The organism is Streptomyces sp. NPDC058052, from assembly GCF_042885515.1.
In the GTDB taxonomy this organism is placed as follows: Bacteria; Actinomycetota; Actinomycetes; order Streptomycetales; family Streptomycetaceae; genus Streptomyces.
Genome location: NZ_JBHVRX010000028.1, coordinates 37,178 through 52,542, shown reverse-complemented (window position 1 = coordinate 52,542; position 15,365 = coordinate 37,178). Strand labels below are relative to the sequence as shown.

General features: G+C 74.9%; 15 protein-coding genes. 10 read left to right on the top strand and 5 right to left on the bottom strand.

All coding sequences use genetic code 11. The annotated features are described in order from the left end of the window. Positions 1 to 113 precede the first annotated feature (113 nt). From ACFVU3_RS30435 to ACFVU3_RS30415, 5 genes are all read left to right on the top strand, one after another. Positions 114 to 440 (top strand): TlpA family protein disulfide reductase, encoded by a 327-nt coding sequence (locus tag ACFVU3_RS30435; RefSeq protein ID WP_390071240.1) that lies wholly within the window; start codon positions 114 to 116, stop codon positions 438 to 440. Positions 441 to 683: 243 nt separating this feature from the next. Continuing rightward, positions 684 to 1,208 (top strand): flavin reductase family protein, encoded by a 525-nt coding sequence (locus ACFVU3_RS30430; RefSeq protein ID WP_390071239.1) that lies wholly within the window; start codon positions 684 to 686, stop codon positions 1,206 to 1,208. A 198-nt stretch (positions 1,209 to 1,406) separates the two neighbouring features. Then, positions 1,407 to 2,192 (top strand): electron transfer flavoprotein subunit beta/FixA family protein, encoded by a 786-nt coding sequence (locus ACFVU3_RS30425; RefSeq protein WP_390071237.1) that lies wholly within the window; start codon positions 1,407 to 1,409, stop codon positions 2,190 to 2,192. Between the two features lie 56 nt (positions 2,193 to 2,248). Continuing rightward, the gene (locus ACFVU3_RS30420; RefSeq protein ID WP_390071235.1) at positions 2,249 to 3,211 is read left to right on the top strand and encodes an electron transfer flavoprotein subunit alpha/FixB family protein; all 963 of its coding nucleotides are present in this window, start codon (positions 2,249 to 2,251) and stop codon (positions 3,209 to 3,211) included. Positions 3,212 to 3,366: 155 nt separating this feature from the next. Further along, positions 3,367 to 4,671 carry a DUF6986 family protein gene (locus ACFVU3_RS30415; protein ID WP_390071233.1) on the top strand — a complete coding sequence of 435 codons (1,305 nt, stop codon included), beginning with the start codon at positions 3,367 to 3,369 and terminating at the stop codon, positions 4,669 to 4,671. 12 nt (positions 4,672 to 4,683) lie between these two features. On the opposite strand, the gene ACFVU3_RS30410 is transcribed toward ACFVU3_RS30415, so the two are convergent. Next, a complete protein-coding gene (locus tag ACFVU3_RS30410; protein WP_390071231.1) occupies positions 4,684 to 5,724 on the bottom strand; it encodes a LacI family DNA-binding transcriptional regulator in 1,041 nt (346 codons plus the stop codon). Between the two features lie 152 nt (positions 5,725 to 5,876). On the opposite strand from ACFVU3_RS30410, the gene ACFVU3_RS30405 reads away from it, so the two are divergent. After that, positions 5,877 to 6,839 (top strand): ROK family protein, encoded by a 963-nt coding sequence (locus ACFVU3_RS30405; protein ID WP_390071230.1) that lies wholly within the window; start codon positions 5,877 to 5,879, stop codon positions 6,837 to 6,839. A gap of 19 nt (positions 6,840 to 6,858) precedes the next feature. Here the strand turns inward: ACFVU3_RS30405 and ACFVU3_RS30400 are convergent, their stop codons facing one another. Next, a complete protein-coding gene (locus ACFVU3_RS30400; protein ID WP_390071228.1) occupies positions 6,859 to 7,068 on the bottom strand; it encodes a hypothetical protein in 210 nt (69 codons plus the stop codon). 138 nt (positions 7,069 to 7,206) lie between these two features. Here ACFVU3_RS30400 and ACFVU3_RS30395 point away from each other — a divergent pair, with 138 nt between their 5' ends. Beyond that, entirely contained in the window at positions 7,207 to 8,244 is a 1,038-nt protein-coding gene (locus ACFVU3_RS30395) for an NUDIX domain-containing protein (RefSeq protein ID WP_390071226.1), read from the top strand. A 34-nt stretch (positions 8,245 to 8,278) separates the two neighbouring features. Here ACFVU3_RS30395 and ACFVU3_RS30390 read toward each other — a convergent pair whose 3' ends face one another. Both ACFVU3_RS30390 and ACFVU3_RS30385 read right to left on the bottom strand, forming a co-directional pair. Next, positions 8,279 to 8,971 carry an MBL fold metallo-hydrolase gene (locus ACFVU3_RS30390; protein ID WP_390071224.1) on the bottom strand — a complete coding sequence of 231 codons (693 nt, stop codon included), beginning with the start codon at positions 8,969 to 8,971 and terminating at the stop codon, positions 8,279 to 8,281. Between the two features lie 119 nt (positions 8,972 to 9,090). Next, complete coding sequence (locus tag ACFVU3_RS30385) at positions 9,091 to 10,458, bottom strand: dipeptidase (RefSeq protein ID WP_390071223.1); 1,368 nt, start codon at positions 10,456 to 10,458, stop codon at positions 9,091 to 9,093. Between the two features lie 253 nt (positions 10,459 to 10,711). On the opposite strand from ACFVU3_RS30385, the gene ACFVU3_RS30380 reads away from it, so the two are divergent. Continuing rightward, positions 10,712 to 12,148, top strand: a complete 1,437-nt coding sequence (locus ACFVU3_RS30380) for a geranylgeranyl reductase family protein (protein WP_390071325.1) — start codon at positions 10,712 to 10,714, stop codon at positions 12,146 to 12,148. Positions 12,149 to 12,203: 55 nt separating this feature from the next. On the opposite strand, the gene ACFVU3_RS30375 is transcribed toward ACFVU3_RS30380, so the two are convergent. Beyond that, positions 12,204 to 12,668: a nitroreductase family deazaflavin-dependent oxidoreductase gene (locus ACFVU3_RS30375; protein WP_390071221.1), complete on the bottom strand. Its 465-nt coding sequence runs from the start codon at positions 12,666 to 12,668 to the stop codon at positions 12,204 to 12,206. Positions 12,669 to 12,895: 227 nt separating this feature from the next. On the opposite strand from ACFVU3_RS30375, the gene ACFVU3_RS30370 reads away from it, so the two are divergent. Then, positions 12,896 to 13,606, top strand: coding sequence for a TetR/AcrR family transcriptional regulator (locus ACFVU3_RS30370; RefSeq protein WP_390071219.1), 711 nt, complete (start codon positions 12,896 to 12,898; stop codon positions 13,604 to 13,606). 481 nt (positions 13,607 to 14,087) lie between these two features. Next, positions 14,088 to 15,314, top strand: a complete 1,227-nt coding sequence (locus ACFVU3_RS30365; protein WP_390071217.1) for an ROK family protein — start codon at positions 14,088 to 14,090, stop codon at positions 15,312 to 15,314. Positions 15,315 to 15,365 lie beyond the last annotated feature (51 nt).

Below are 15,365 nucleotides of genomic sequence, written 5' to 3'. Positions count from 1 at the left end.
TCCAGGCGGCTTCGTACGGGGAGATTCTCGTCACTCGCGGTGGTCGTGGCGGGAATGCGACGGTTCCGTGCGACGCTGCACCGGAGGGCAGGACGCGGGAGCGAGGGACAGGGATGACGGCGGACAGTACGGAACGGGTCGAACCGGGACAGCTCGGCGGCGCGGAGCTGGGGGAGCGCGCCACCCTCGTCCAGTTCTCCAGCGCCTTCTGCCAGCCCTGCCGGGCGACCCGGCGCACCCTCGCCGAGGTGGCCGCCATGGTGCCGGGCGTCGCCCACGTGGAGATCGACGCCGAGGAGCGGCTCGGCCTCGTCCGCGCGCTCGGCGTCACCCGGACCCCCACCGTGCTCGTCCTCGACGCCGCCGGCCGGATCGTCCGCCGGGCGGCCGGGCAGCCCCGCCGCGCCGACGTCATCGCCGCCCTCGGGCGGGCGCTCTGAACGCCCGGCCGGCCGGCCTTCCCGCCGCGCCCGGCGCCGTCCCTGACGCGGTGACACATCTCCCACATGCCGGTACGCACTTGACCGGGGCCGTCACCCGTCGTCACCCTGACGGAGTGACCGGTGAACTCCTTCTCTACGGCCGGGCCCATGTGGACCTGGGCCGTCATGCGAGCGCGCGCTGTCCGGGCGTCTGACGCCCCCGGACCCCGCTCCATGCCGCCCCGCACGAAGGACAACTCCATGACGGTTTCGCCCGAGCTCCGCACCGTTCCCACGATCGGCGCCCCCAGGTCCGCCACGCCCGACCTGCTCCGCTCCGTCTTCCGCCGCCACGCCGCCGGCGTGGCCGTGATCACCGCCCACGGGGAGCGCCCCGTCGGCTTCACCGCCACCTCGCTCAACTCCGTCGCGGCCGACCCGCCGCTGATCTCCTTCGGCGTGGGCACCGGTTCCTCCAGCTGGCCCGTGGTGGCCGAGGCCGAGCACATCGGCGTCCACATACTCGGGGAGCACCAGGAGGAGCTGGCGGCCACCTTCGCGCGCAGCGGCGCCGACCGGTTCGCCGGGCCGACCCGCTGGAGCCGGGGCCCCGAGGGCGTCCCCGTGCTCGACGGCGTGCTGGCCTGGCTGGTGTGCCGGGTGGTGGCCCGGGTGCCCGCGGGAGACCACCGGATCGTGATAGCCCAGGCGGTCGCGGGCGACCCCGACGGAGCGGGCCGTCCGCTCCTCTACCACCACGGGCGCTTCAACGCCCTGCGCGACTGAGAGTTCCCGTGACGGGCCCGTCACGCGCGTTGTCAAGGTCACATTCCTGAGCGCTTGCTCAATGGTCACGAACTGGGTGTACTGACGAGTAATATCTGGTCGGGGCGTCCGGCGCCCCGACCGGAAACCCGCCCTTCAGGCGCCTATGCTGCGAGCAACAAGGCAGCCCAGTTATGACGATGCAGTAGGAGAGCCGGCGTGAGCTTGAGGATCGTTGTCTGTGTGAAGTACGTGCCGGACGCCACTGGCGACCGGAAGTTCGCCGACGACCTGACGGTCGACCGCGAGGACGTCGACGGTCTCCTGTCGGAGCTCGACGAGTACGCGGTCGAGCAGGCGCTGCAGATCGCCGAGGAGGCGGACGACGCCGAGGTCACCGTCCTCACCGTCGGCCCCGAGGACGCCAAGGACGCGCTGCGCAAGGCGCTCTCGATGGGTGCCGACAAGGCCGTCCACGTCGACGACGAGGACATTCACGGCTCCGACGTCATGGCCACCTCGCTGGTGCTCGCCAAGGCGATCGAGAAGACCGGCTACGACCTGGTCATCGCCGGCATGGCCTCCACCGACGGCACCATGGGTGTCCTCCCGGCGATCCTGGCCGAGCGCCTGGGCGTCCCGCAGGTCACCCTGCTCTCCGAGGTCAAGGTCGAGGACGGCAAGGTCACCGGCCGCCGCGACGGCGACACCGCCTCCGAGCAGCTGGAGGCTTCCCTCCCGGCCGTCGTCTCCGTGACGGACCAGTCGGGCGAGGCGCGCTACCCGTCCTTCAAGGGGATCATGGCCGCCAAGAAGAAGCCGGTCGAGGAGCTGGAGCTCGACGACCTGGACATCGACGCGGACGAGGTCGGCCTGGAGGGTTCCTGGACCGCCGTGGACTCCGCCGACGAGCGTCCGGCGCGCACCGCGGGCACGATCGTCAAGGACGAGGGCGAGGGCGGCAAGCAGCTGGCCGAGTACCTCGCGAGCCAGAAGTTCATCTAAGGCTCGCGCGAGCCGTACAGACTGCCCCCCTTTCGTTCGCAGGAGATTGAAGTCCCATGGCTGAGATTCTCGTCTACGTCGACCACGTCGACGGAGCCGTCCGCAAGCCCACCCTGGAGCTGCTGACCCTCGCCCGCCGCATCGGCGAGCCGGTCGCCGTGGCCCTCGGCAACGGCGCCGCCGACACCGCCGCCGTCCTCGGCGAGCACGGCGCCACCCGCGTCCTGACGGCCGAGGCCGCCGAGTTCGGCGACTACCTGGTCGTCCCGAAGGTGGACGCCCTCCAGGCCGCGTACGAGGCCGTCTCCCCGGCCGCCGTGCTCGTCCCGTCCTCCGCCGAGAACAAGGAGATCGCGGCCCGCCTCGCGGTCCGCATCGGCTCCGGCATCATCACCGACGCCGTGGACCTGGAGGCCGGTGACGAGGGTCCGGTCGCGACGCAGTCGGCGTTCGCCGCCTCGTTCACGACCAAGTCCCGCGTCTCCAAGGGCACCCCGGTCATCACGGTCAAGCCGAACTCGGCCCCGGTCGAGGCGGCCCCGGCCGCCGGCGCCGTGGAGGCCCTCGCGGTCTCCTTCGGCGCGCTGGCCACCGGCACCAAGGTGACCGCCCGCACCGCCCGCGAGTCCTCCGGCCGCCCGGAGCTGACCGAGGCCGCGATCGTGGTCTCGGGTGGCCGCGGTGTCAACGGCGCCGAGAACTTCGCGATCATCGAGGCCCTCGCCGACTCGCTCGGCGCGGCCGTCGGCGCCTCCCGCGCCGCGGTGGACGCCGGCTGGTACCCGCACTCCAACCAGGTCGGCCAGACCGGCAAGTCGGTCTCCCCGCAGCTGTACATCGCCGCGGGCATCTCCGGCGCGATCCAGCACCGCGCCGGCATGCAGACCTCGAAGACGATCGTCGCCGTCAACAAGGACGCCGAGGCCCCGATCTTCGACCTCGTCGACTACGGCGTGGTGGGCGACCTCTTCGACGTCGTCCCGGTCCTGACCCAGGAGGTCCAGGCCCGCAAGGGCTGACGACCAGCGCTTCCGCAGGTCCAGGGGGCCGCACCGCGAGTTTAGCCGGGCGGGCCCCAGCCGGTTAGGGGAAACCTTTTAGCCCGGGCCGGGGGCGACAAACATAGGGATAACGGTTGTTTTTTACGGGAAGAGGAAAAAAGGAGGAGACAGGGATGGGTCAGCAGGAGAAGGTGTCGACGAGCCTCGCGGGCGCGGTCAGCGAGGGCATCAGCTCCTCCCTCGCCGCGGTGGACGCCGAGCTCGACCGCCGCTACCCGGGCGACCCCGGCACCCGCCAGCCCGTCCACACCGTCTACGTGCCTGGCAACGTCTTCGACGCCGGCACCATCCGCTCCTGGGGCGACCAGGCGCTCGCCGCGCTCGACGAGCACGCCCCCGACGCCGCCTCCTTCGCCGCCGTCCTCGGTCTCTCCGACGACCTCGCGGAGGACGTGTACACGCGCGTGCGCACCAAGCTGGAGCGCGAGCCGATCGAGGACCTGCGCGTCGACTTCGAGGACGGCTACGCGGGGGGCGGCGGGGCCGAAGAGGACAACGACGCGGCCCGCGCCGCCCGCCTGATCACCGAGGCGTATGCCGGGGGAGGATCGGCCGCCCCGTACATGGGCATCCGGATGAAGTGCATGGAGGCCGCCGTCCGCGACCGCGGCATCCGCACCACCGACGTCTTCCTCACCGGCCTCCTGGAGAACGGCGGCCTGCCCGACGGCCTCGTCCTCACCCTCCCGAAGGTCACCTACCCCGAGCAGGTCACCGCCTTCGTCCGCCTCCTGGAGGCGTTCGAGAAGGCCCACGGCCTCGACGCCGGGCGCCTCGGCTTCGAGATCCAGATCGAGACCAGCCAGTCCATCCTCGCCGCCGACGGCACCGCCGCCGTCGCCCGCATGATCGACGCCGCCGGGGGCCGCGCCACCGGCCTCCACTACGGCACCTTCGACTACAGCGCCTGCCTCGGCGTCTCCGCCGCCTACCAGGCCAGCGACCACCCGGCCGCCGACCACGCCAAGGCGATCATGCAGGTCGCCGCCGCGGGCACCGGCGTACGCGTCTCCGACGGCTCCACCAACGTGCTCCCGGTCGGCTCCACCGCCCACGTCCACGAGGCGTGGAAGCTGCACTACGGCCTCACCCGCCGCGCCCTGGCCCGCGCCTACTACCAGGGCTGGGACATGCACCCGGGCCACATCCCGACCCGCTACGCCGCCGTCTTCGCCTTCTACCGCGAGGGCTTCGAGACCGCCGCCAAGCGCCTCTCCGCCTACGCGAACCACGTCGGCGGCGACGTCATGGACGAGCCCGCCACCGCCAAGGCGCTCTCCTCCTACCTGCTGCGCGGACTCCAGTGCGGCGCCCTCGACACCGCCGAGGTCGACGCCCTCACCGGCATGACCCGCGCCGCCCTGGAGCGCTTCGCCGCCCCGCGCCGCGGCGACCTCACCGCCGGCGCGGAGCGCTGACCGGCCGGCCGCTCAGACGGGCGGCGGAGGGACCTCGCCCGAGCCCCGGGCGAGGAGCCGCGTCCCGATGACGACCTGACGGGGCGCCTCGGCGGCCCCGTCGAGGCGCCGGAAGAGCTGCTCGGCGGCGGTCCTGCCGAGCGCGGCCGGATCCTGCGCGATCACGGTGACGCCCAGGACGTCGCCGAGCTCGACGTCGTCGAAGCCGACCAGCGCCACCGGGTGCTCCCCTCCGGCCCGCCCGGCGAGCGTCCGCACGGCGGTGACGGTGACCCGGTTGTTGCCCGCGAAGAGCGCCGTCACCGGCTCCGGTCCGGACAGCATGCCGGCGAGCGCCGCCGCCACCCGCTCCGGATCCGTCGGACCGGACGCCACCCACCCCTCGTCGACCGGCAGCTCCGCGTCCTCCATGGCCGCCCGGTAGCCGCGCAGCCGCTCCGCCGCGGTGTGGATCCGCGGCCGGTCGCCGATGAAGCCGATCCGCCGGTGCCCATGGGCGATCAGGTGCGCCACCCCCGCCCGGGCCCCGCCGAAGCTGTCCGAGAGGACGGCGTCCGCGTCGAGGAGGCCGGCCGGGCGGTCGGCGAAGACCGTGGCCACGCCCGCCCGGATCTCCGGCTCCAGATAGCGGTGGTCGTCCCCGGCCGGGATCACGATCAGCCCGTCCACCCGGCGCGCGCACAGCGTCAGCGCCAGCTCCTGCTCGCGCTCGGGGTCCTCCGCGCTGGAGCCGTTGATCAGCAGCGTGCCGTGTGCCCGCGCGACCTCCTCGACGGCCCGGCTGAGCTGCCCGTAGAACGGGTCGGCCAGATCCTCCAGGACGAGGCCGATGGTCGCCGTGCGCCCCTTGCGCAGCACCCGCGCGCTGTCGTTGCGGCGGAAGCCGAGCGCGTCGATCGCCTCGCGGACCCGCCGCTCGGTCTCCGGGGTGACGCCCGGCTCCCCGTTCACCACCCGTGAGACGGTCTTGAGGCCGACGCCCGCCCGGGCGGCGACGTCCTTCATCGTGGGCCGGTTGCCGTAGCGGGGCTCGGGGCGGGTGGTCTCGGCCACGGTGCGGGTGTCCTCCGTTGTGGGGTGCCGGCGGGCGCCGTCCGGCGGATCATGCGCCTCCGGACCGAGCATAGAGCCTGGAAAACGTTGTCAGACCAGGGCCGCCGGTACGGGCCGGAGGCCGGCCCGAGGCGCCGTGAGAACCTACCGGCATGCCCACCACCCCCGGCCCCGTCCCCGCCCCCGGCCCGGTCGCCGCGCTCGACATCGGCGGCACCAAGATCGCCGGGGCGCTGGTCGACGCGGAGGGCCGCGTCCTGGCCCGCTCCCGGCGCCCCACCCCGGCGGGGGAGGACGGGGAGACGGTGCTGAGGGCGGTCGGCGAGGTGCTCGACGCCCTCGCGACCTCTCCGCTCTGGGACGCCACCGAGGCCGTCGGCATCGGCAGCGCCGGACCGGTGGACGCGGCCCGGGGCACGGTCAGCCCGGTCAACGTGCCCGGCTGGCGCGACTTCCCGCTGGTCGGCCGGGTCCGGCGGCTCGCCGGCGGCCGCCCGGTCACCCTCGTCGGCGACGGCGTCGCCATGACCGCCGCCGAGCACTGGCTCGGCGCCGCCCGCGGCCACGCCGACGCCCTCGGCCTCGTCGTCTCGACCGGCGTCGGCGGCGGCCTCGTCCTCGGCGGCCGCCTCCACCCGGGCCCCACCGGCAACGCCGGCCACATCGGCCACCTCAGCGTGGACCTCGACGGCGACCCCTGCGCCTGCGGCGGACGCGGCTGCGTCGAACGTCTCGCCGCCGGCCCGCACATCGCCCGCCGCGCCCTCGACGACGGCTGGCGACCCGGCCCCGACGGCGACGCCTCGGCCGCCGCGGTGGCCGAGGCCGCGCGCGCCGGCCACCCGGCCGCCGTCGCCGCCTTCGAACGGGCCGCCCGCGCGCTCGCGGCCGGCATCGCCGCCACCGCGCACCTGGTGGAGGTGGACATCGCGGTGATCGGCGGGGGAGTGGCCGGGGCCGGCGAGGTCCTCTTCGCCCCGCTCCGGCGCAGCCTCGCCGACTACGCCACGCTCTCCTTCGCCCGGGGTCTGACCGTCGTCCCCGCCGCCACCGGCACGGACGCGGGGCTCCTCGGCGCCGCCGCGGCGGCCCGCTCAGGGGCCCCCGGACGCTGATCCGGCCCGGGCGCCGCGCTCACTCCCGCACCGGAGCGGCCCCGGGCTCCGCCGTCGCCGGCGGCTCCGTCCGGCGCTGCTCCACCACGACCAGGAAGGCGTCCGACGCCAGGTCCATCACCACCCGGGCCGGCACCCCCTCGTCGCGGCACGCGCCCGCGTACTCCTCGGCGGGCCAGTGCCCGCGGGGCCCGCCCGCCGGAAACCGCTCCAGAACCGTACGGTCCATCTCCGCACCCCCTCGTGCTCGCCGTTCTCAACGACGCGGGGCCCCGAAGCGTTACGGATCGGCCCGGACGTGTGTTCGTGGTTTTCGTGGCAGGGTGTTGCGGGCAAGCCACAGGGGGCCGTCGATGAGGGGGGAATCGTGATCGTCTGGATCAACGGTGCTTTCGGCGCGGGGAAGTCCAGCACCGCGCGCGAACTGGTCGGACTGATCCCGCACAGCACGCTGTACGACCCCGAGACGACGGGAGGTGAACTGCGCCGGCTGCTTCCCGCCAAGCGCCTCGCCGAGGTGGACGACTACCAGGACCTGCCGATCTGGCGCCGGCTCGTCGTGGACACCGCCGCCGCCCTGCACGCCGAGGTCGGCGGGGTGCTCGTCGTGCCGATGACGCTCCTGAGGCAGGAGTACCGCGACGAGATCTTCGGGGGCCTCGCCGCCCGCCGCATCGACGTCCGGCATGTGCTTCTGGCACCGGAGGAAACGATCCTGCGGAGCCGTATCGACGGACGCGCCGACTACGGCGACCCGCACGTCGACGCCGACGTGCGCCGCTGGTGCCACGCCCACCTCCCGGCCTACCGGGAGGCCACCGCCGGCTGGCTCGGCGCCGACGCCCACGCCGTCGACACCTCGGCGCTCACCGTCGCCGAGACCGCCCGGGCCGTCGCCGACGCGGTCCAGGGCGGACGTGCCGAACCCTGCGGCATCGTCCAGACACCGGAGCCGACCCGCGAGACGCTGGCCGCCGGCGTCCTCCTCTTCGACGAACAGGACCGCTTCCTGCTCGTCGACCCCACCTACAAACCCGGCTGGGAGTTCCCCGGCGGCGTCGTCGAGGCCGGCGAACCGCCCGCCCGCGCCGGGATGCGCGAGGTCGCCGAGGAGATCGGGCTCGAACTCGACGCCGTGCCCCGACTGCTCCTCGTCGACTGGGAGCGCCCCCAGCCACCCGGCTTCGGCGGTCTCCGGCTCCTCTTCGACGGCGGCCGGCTCGGCGCCCGCGACACCGCCCGGCTGCGCCTTCCCGGCGCCGAACTGCGCGCCTGGCGCTTCGTCACCGAGGAGGAGGCCGCCGACCTCCTCCCGCCCGTCCGGTACGACCGCCTCCGCTGGGCCCTGCGCGCCCGCGAACGCGGCACCGTGCTCAACCTGGAGGCGGGCGTCCCGGTGGGCTGACCGCCCGCCGCCGTCACCCGGCGGCCCCGGGCCGTCAGAGCACGACGGCCCCGGCGGCCGCCGACAGCTGGTCCGCGGTGTCCACCGTCACCGCCGGCCCGTGCCCGCAGCACAGCACCGAAGGACGCAGCTCCGCCAGCCGGCGCAGCGAGGCGAGCGCGAGCGCGCGGTCCACGTGCATCACGCCGAAGGTCACCCCCCGCACCGACGCCACGGTGTCGCCCGCGAAGAGCACGCCGTGGCGGGGGAGATGGACGGCCATCGAGCCCGGCGTGTGCCCGGGGACGTGGACCGCGACCGCGCCGTCCCCGAAGCCGAGCGCGTCGCCGTCCTCGACCTCCCGGTCCACCCGGGTCGGGGGCGCCTCGGGGCAGGTGAGGCCGTGCTCCCAGATCGGGCGCTCCCACTCCAGGAGATCGGGGTCGGGCACCGGCAGTTCGCCGCGGACGTACGGCGCGTCGAGCCGGTGGGCGACGATCTCGGCGCCGTACCGGTCGGCCAGTTCCTGCGCCGCGCCCACATGGTCGCGGTGGGCGTGGGTGAGGACGATCCGGGCCAGCCGCCCGGGGTCGAGCCCCGCCGCCCGTATCGCCGCGGTCGTGCGGTCCGCCGATCCGGCCCAGCCGGCGTCCACGAGTGTCAGTTCCGTGTCGTCCCGCCACAGGTACGCCTGCCCGATCGAGTAGTCGAGCAGATGCAGCCGGGGCGTGATCCCGAGGGGTTCCATACCGCCGAACGTAAGCGCCGGAGCGGGCCCGGCGGGGCGTTCTACGCTCTCGGCGAGCTTCGCTCGACGCTGAATCGCCGGAGCTGCCCCGGTGGGCGGCTCCGGCTCCCGTCAGGACGTCAGGCCCGGTGGCCCGCCGCGTAGTTGACGAGGAACAGCGCCTCGGCGACGGAGAGCCGCTCCAGCTCCTCCGGCGACACGGACTCGTTGACCGCGTGGATCTGCGCCTCCGGCTCGCTCAGACCGATGAGCAGGATCTCCGTCTCCGGGTAGAGCGTGGCGAGGGTGTTGCAGAGCGGGATCGAGCCGCCCATGCCGGCCGCCTGCATCTCCTGGCCCGGGTACGCGATCCGCATCGCCTCCGCCATCGACGCGTACGCGGGGCTGGAGGTGTCCGCCTGGAACGGCTGGCCCTGGCCGACCTGCTCCAGCGTCACGCGCGCGTTCCAGGGCGTGTGCTTCTCGATGTGCGCGAAGAGCAGCTCGGTGGCCTTGGCCGCGTCCTGGCCGGGCGGCACCCGCAGGCTGACCTGGGCGCGGGCGGTGCGCGGGATCGACGGGGTCGCCCCGGCCACCGGGTGGCAGTCGATGCCGATGACGGTGACGGCCGGACGGGCCCAGATGCGGTCGGCGACGGAGCCCGCGCCCGGCAGGTCCACGCCCGGCAGCACCTTGGCGTCGGCGCGGAACTGCTCCTCCGGGTACTGCAGGCCCTCCCACACGGCGTCGGCCGGCAGTCCGTCGATCACCGTCGAGCCGTCCTCGGCCCGCAGCGAGTCCAGGACCCGGATGAGCGCGGCGAGCGCGTCGGGCGCGGCACCGCCGAACTGACCCGAGTGGAGGTTGCCCTCCAGGGTGTCGATCCGGACCCGGATCATCGTCATGCCGCGCAGGGTGGCGGTCACCGTCGGCAGGCCGACGCGGAAGTTGCCCGCGTCGCCGATCACGATGGTGTCGGCGGTCAGCAGCTCGGGGTGCTCCTCCGCGTACCGCTCCAGGCCGCCGGTGCCCTGCTCCTCCGAGCCCTCGACGATCACCTTGACCGTCACCGGCACGCCGCCGTTGGCCTTCAGGGCCCGCAGCGCCAGCAGGTGGAGGATGAAGCCGCCCTTGCAGTCGGCCGCGCCGCGCCCGTACCAGCGTCCGTCCTCGCGTTCGGTGAGCCGGAACGGCGGGGTCAGCCACGCCGATTCGTCGAGCTTCGGCTGCACGTCGTAGTGGGCGTAGAGGAGGACGGTCGGCGCGCCCTCCGGGCCGGGCAGCACGCCGTACACCGACTGCGAACCGTCCGGGGTGTCGAGCAGCGCCACGTCGCGGAAGTCCTCGGCGCGCAGCGCGTCGGCGACCCAGTTCGCCGCGGCCTCGCACTCGCTGCGGGGCGCCACGGCCTCGTCCGCGACCGACTCGAAGGCGACCAGTTCCGCCAGCTCGGTCTTGGCCCGAGGCATCAGGGACCGGACGGTCTCGGCGATCGGATTCGGCGTCATGGGCACGCTCCTCGTGGGTGCGACGTTGAGAGCAAGAGGGAGCGAACGGCGTATCTGGTGGTACGGCGATCGCACCGTCGATCCTACGACCGGGCTGTGGCCTACCGAGCCGTAGGATGCGTGAAGCAGACGCCGGTCGGATCAGGAGCAGAAGCACATCGTGAGCAGCGAGCACGCAGAGAACACCGGTCCGGAGCACACCGAGCCGCTCGTGCCCGGCGAGTCGGCCCCGGCGGCCGGACCGTCCGAAGCGATGGCGGGCGAGGAGCCCGGCCCCGCCGGGGAGACGGAGACCGTCCCCGACGCCGGCCCCGGCCCTGAGACCGGCCTCGATCCGGAGGCCGGCCTCGATCCGGAGCGGCCGGACGTCTGGGACGTCGTGGTCGTCGGCGCCGGCCCGGCCGGCGCGTCGGCGGCGTACGCGGCGGCCGTCGCGGGCCGCCGGGTACTGCTCCTGGAGAAGGCCGAACTGCCCCGCTACAAGACCTGCGGCGGCGGCATCATCGGCCCCTCCCGCGACTCCCTGCCGCCCGGCTTCGAACTGCCGTTCCAGGACCGGGTGCACGCCGTCACCTTCTCCCTCGAAGGCCGCTTCGCCCGCACCCGCCGCTCCCGCCGGATGCTCTTCGGGCTGGTCAACCGGCCCGAGTTCGACGCCCAGCTCGTCGAGCACGCGCAGAAGGCCGGCGCCCAGCTGCGCACCGGCGCGACCGTGACCCGGGTGGAGCAGCACGGGCCGGCCGTGCCGGACCGGCGGACGGTCGCGGTGGTCCTCGCCGACGGCGAGACCGTGCTCGCGCGGGCCGTGGTCGGCGCGGACGGCAGTGCCAGCCGGATAGGAGCCCACGTCGGGGTGAAGCTCGGCCAGGTCGACCTGGGCCTGGAGGCCGAGATCCCGGTGCCGCCGTCGGTCGCGGAGGACTGGAAGGGCCGCATCCTCATCGACTGGGGCCCGATGCCCGGTAGTTACGGCTGGGTGTTCCCGAAGGGCGACACGCTCACCGTCGGCGTCATCTCGGCGCGCGGCGAGGGTGCGGCGACCAAGCGGTACCTGGAGGACTTCGTCGCCCGGCTCGGCCTCGCCGGCTTCGAGCCCACGATCTCCTCGGGGCACCTGACGCGCTGCCGCGCCGACGATTCGCCGCTCTCCCGCGGCCGGGTCCTGGTCTGCGGGGACGCGGCGGGCCTGCTGGAGCCGTGGACCCGCGAGGGCATCTCGTACGCGCTCCGCTCCGGCCGGCTCGCCGGCGAGTGGGCGGTCCGGGTGGCGGAGGCCGGCGACGCGGTGGACGCCCGCCGCCAGGCGCTGAACTACGCCTTCGCGATCAAGGCGGGCCTCGGGGTGGAGATGGCGGTCGGCCGGCGGATGCTCGCCGTCTTCGAGCGCCGCCCGGGGCTGCTGCACGCGGTGATCACCGGGGTGCGGCCGGCCTGGAAGGCGTTCGCGGACATCACCCGGGGCTCGGCGACGCTGGCCGGCATGGTCCGTTCGAACGGTCTGGCCCGCCGGGCCCTCGAAGTGCTCGACAAGCGCATGGACACCGCGTCGGGCGTCGGGCCGGCGGGGCGGGGCGTGGGCCGCAGGGACGACGACGGAACCGCCGGTGCCGACGGGGCCGCCGGGGCCGCCGGAGACGGCGCGGGCGGCGACGAGGTCTCCGCCGAGCGGCGGGAGACCGAGGCGTCCTGACGCGCGGGCGCGTCCGGTGGTGAGGGTGGGTGCGGACCCCGGTCCGTGCCCACCCTCACGCGTTCGGGGCGGCGGTGATGCGGAAGACGGGGTGCTTGGGCGCGACGGCGCGCAGCTCGTCGTCGGTGGAGTCCGGGCCGACGCCCCCGAAGAAGATCCCGACCTCGGCCTTCCAGCGCTTGAGGTAGGCGCGCAGCACCTCCACCTTGGCGTCGTCGCCGACCTCGGTCGCGGTGAACGCCTCGACCTGCTTGCCCAGGTGCAGCTCGCCGCCGCCGACCGCCCGCATGTTGCGGGTCCACTGGACGTGGCCGCGCGGGGCGACGAGGTAGCGCTCGCCGTCGAGGGTGAGGACGTTGACCGGGGTGGTCCGCCAGGCGCCGCTCTTGCGGCCCTTGACGGCGAGGACCCGCGAACCCCAGACGCTGATGCCCTGTCGGGTCAGCCACGCCACGGCGCGGTTCATGACGTTGACGGTGAACCAGCCGGGCTTCATGACGTGGGCGGGGGTGGCGGACATCGGGACCTCCTGGGGTGTGGCGCGGCGGGCGCCGTGGGTCGGTGCGGACGGCCGGCGGTGCCGAGGGGGCGCCACCGTGGACGTGAGCGCTGCTCTCGATCCGTATCGCTTCCCCGAACCGTGAGCACTGCTCTCGCTTGAGAACAGTCTGCATGGATCGGCGCTCACAGGCAAGAGCAGTGCTCACTTTTTAGTGCGGCGCTCTGGAACGTGGCAGACTGCTCTCCATGACCACCGTTCAAGGAGCCCGCGCCCGCGCCCGCATCGAGATCACCGCCGCCATCAAGGACGAGGCACGCAAGCAGCTCGCCGCCGAAGGCGCCGCCAAGCTCTCGCTGCGTGCCGTCGCCCGCGAGCTCGGCATGGTCTCCTCCGCGCTGTACCGCTACTTCCCCAGCCGGGACGACCTGCTGACCGCGCTCATCATCGACGCGTACGACGCCGTCGGCGCCGCCGCCGAGACGGCCCACGCCACCGCCGTCCGCGCCGCACCCCGCGACCACCTCGCCCACTGGACGGCCGTCGGCCGCGCGGTGCGCGCCTGGGCCGTCGCCCACCCCCACGAGTACGCCCTGATCTACGGCTCCCCGGTCCCCGGCTACACGGCCCCCCAGGACACGGTCGGCCCGGCCGCCCGCGTCGGCCTGCTGCTCGTGGCGGTCGCCCGCGCCGCGTACCAGGACGAGGGCGTCGCGCTGCCGCCGCTCCCGGACGGCCTCGCCCCGGAGGCGGAGCGGCTCGCCGCCGACCTCGCCCCCGACCTGCCGCCGGCGCTCGCCGTCGGCCTCGTCTCCGCCTGGGCGCAGCTCTTCGGCCTGGTCTCCTTCGAGGTCTTCGGACAGTTCAACCGGGTCGTCGAGGACCGCGACGCGTTCTTCGCCACCGCCGCCGAACGCCTCGGCCGCGAGGCCGGTCTGCTGTCGCTCCCGCGGCGGTGACCCGGGGCGCCGCGGCCGTGGCCCGGGCGGGCGCCCGCGCCGGGATCGGATCGCCGAGGTCTCCCGCCACAGCCGCAGCGGCTCCGCGTCGCCCGTGACGGTCACCCGCCGGGCCCGGCAGCCGGTTCCACGGCGTCAGTCGGAGCCGCTCGGCGGTCCCGGCGATCTCGGCGTCCGCCGGTCCGGCGGCGGCCCCGGCGCGTTCCGTCACGGGCGGCGCCGCCGAGAGCCGTACCGTCCACGCGTCCCCGGCGTCCTGCCCGGTGGCCTCCGTCGCCGCGGCGAGTGCCGAGTCCGCGGTCTCCGGCGCGTCGACGGGCTCCGCGACCCGCATCGTCCACCCGTCCTCCGCGGACGTCCCGCCGCTGTCGCGCCCGGGTCCCGCCCGGGTCCCGCCCGGGTCCCGCCCGGGTCCCGCCCGGGTCCCGCCCGGGTCCGGCCCGGTCCGGAGGGCGGCCCCGATCATGGCAGACTCGGGCGCATGAACGGCAAGGCGACGACGACGCGTACTCGGCTGGACAGGGGGCGCAGCGCGCTCGGCCCCGCGCTGGAGCTGGTGCACACCGGACGGGCGCCGACCCGGGCCGTCCTCACCGCCGAGCTCGGCGTCACCCGCGCCACCGCCGGAGCCGTCGCCGCCGAGCTGGAGGCCCTCGGGCTCATCCGGGTCGACTCCAACCCCGGGGCCGCCGCCGGTTCGCAGGGCCGGCCCTCCCACCGGCTCGCCGTCGACGAGAAGGGGCCGGTGGCGCTCGCCGCGCAGGTCCACGCGGACGGCTTCCGGGCCGCGCTGATCGGCCTCGGGGGCACGCTCGTCGCCACGGTCCCCGGTTCGGTGACGGTCTCCGCCGACCCGGCCCAGGTCCTCGGCGCCGTCGTGGACGCGGGCGCCGCGCTGCTCCGGGAGTCCGGCAGACGCTGCGTCGGCGCCGGGCTCGCCGTGCCGTCCGCGGTCGCCGAGCCGGAGGGCACCGCCCTCAACCCGCTCCACCTCGCCTGGCCGGCCGGGGCGCCGGTCCGGCAGATCTTCGCCGACCGGATCCGGGACGCGGGCATCGAGGGTCCGGCCTTCACCGGCAACGACGTCAACCTCGCCGCGCTCGCCGAGCACCGGCACGGGGCCGGGCGCGGCGCCCGCGACCTGCTCTGCGTGGCGACCGGCCACCGGGGCGTCGGCGGGGCGCTCGTCCTCGACGGGCGGCTCCACACGGGCAGTTCGGGCCTCGCCCTCGAAGTGGGCCATCTGACGGTCAATCCGGACGGCGGTCCCTGTCACTGCGGCGGCCGCGGCTGCCTGGACGTCGAGACCGACCCGCTCGCCTTCCTCACGGTCGCCGGCCGGGCGCCGGGCCCCGAGGTGTCCCTGCTCCAGCAGTCCCGCGACCTGCTCAGGACCGCCCCGGACGACCCGGGGGTGCGCGGCGCGGTGGAGGAGCTGATCGACCGTCTCGGCCTGGGACTCGCCGGCCTGGTGAACATCCTCAACCCGGACCGGATCATCCTCGGCGGCCTCCACCGCGAGCTGCTGGACGCCGATCCGGAGCGGCTGCGCGCGGTCGTCGCGGACCGCAGCCTGTGGGGCCGCAGCGGCGGCGTCCCGATCCTGCCCTGCACCCTGGACCACAACAGCCTGGTGGGCGCGGCCGAACTGGCCTGGCAGCCGGTCCTGGACGACCCCCTCGCGGCCCTCGGCGGCGCCCCCGTCTGACCGCGTCGCGGGCGGGCCGGGGACACCCGCGCGTAAAGGGGTGGGCGGGGC

Excerpts from the sequence above, each read along its gene's own strand:
- ACFVU3_RS30405 (WP_390071230.1), top strand. The coding sequence starts at position 5,877 with ATGCCCACCACCCCCGGCCCCGTCCCCGCCCCCGGCCCGGTCGCCGCG.
- ACFVU3_RS30415 (WP_390071233.1), top strand. The coding sequence starts at position 3,367 with ATGGGTCAGCAGGAGAAGGTGTCGACGAGCCTCGCGGGCGCGGTCAGC.
- ACFVU3_RS30375 (WP_390071221.1), bottom strand. The coding sequence starts at position 12,668 with ATGTCCGCCACCCCCGCCCACGTCATGAAGCCCGGCTGGTTCACCGTC.
- ACFVU3_RS30390 (WP_390071224.1), bottom strand. The coding sequence starts at position 8,971 with ATGGAACCCCTCGGGATCACGCCCCGGCTGCATCTGCTCGACTACTCG.
- ACFVU3_RS30435 (WP_390071240.1), top strand. The coding sequence starts at position 114 with ATGACGGCGGACAGTACGGAACGGGTCGAACCGGGACAGCTCGGCGGC.
- ACFVU3_RS30370 (WP_390071219.1), top strand. The coding sequence starts at position 12,896 with ATGACCACCGTTCAAGGAGCCCGCGCCCGCGCCCGCATCGAGATCACC.
- ACFVU3_RS30380 (WP_390071325.1), top strand. The coding sequence starts at position 10,712 with ATGGCGGGCGAGGAGCCCGGCCCCGCCGGGGAGACGGAGACCGTCCCC.
- ACFVU3_RS30385 (WP_390071223.1), bottom strand. The coding sequence starts at position 10,458 with ATGACGCCGAATCCGATCGCCGAGACCGTCCGGTCCCTGATGCCTCGG.
- ACFVU3_RS30420 (WP_390071235.1), top strand. The coding sequence starts at position 2,249 with ATGGCTGAGATTCTCGTCTACGTCGACCACGTCGACGGAGCCGTCCGC.
- ACFVU3_RS30400 (WP_390071228.1), bottom strand. The coding sequence starts at position 7,068 with ATGGACCGTACGGTTCTGGAGCGGTTTCCGGCGGGCGGGCCCCGCGGG.
- ACFVU3_RS30430 (WP_390071239.1), top strand. The coding sequence starts at position 684 with ATGACGGTTTCGCCCGAGCTCCGCACCGTTCCCACGATCGGCGCCCCC.
- ACFVU3_RS30365 (WP_390071217.1), top strand. The coding sequence starts at position 14,088 with ATGAACGGCAAGGCGACGACGACGCGTACTCGGCTGGACAGGGGGCGC.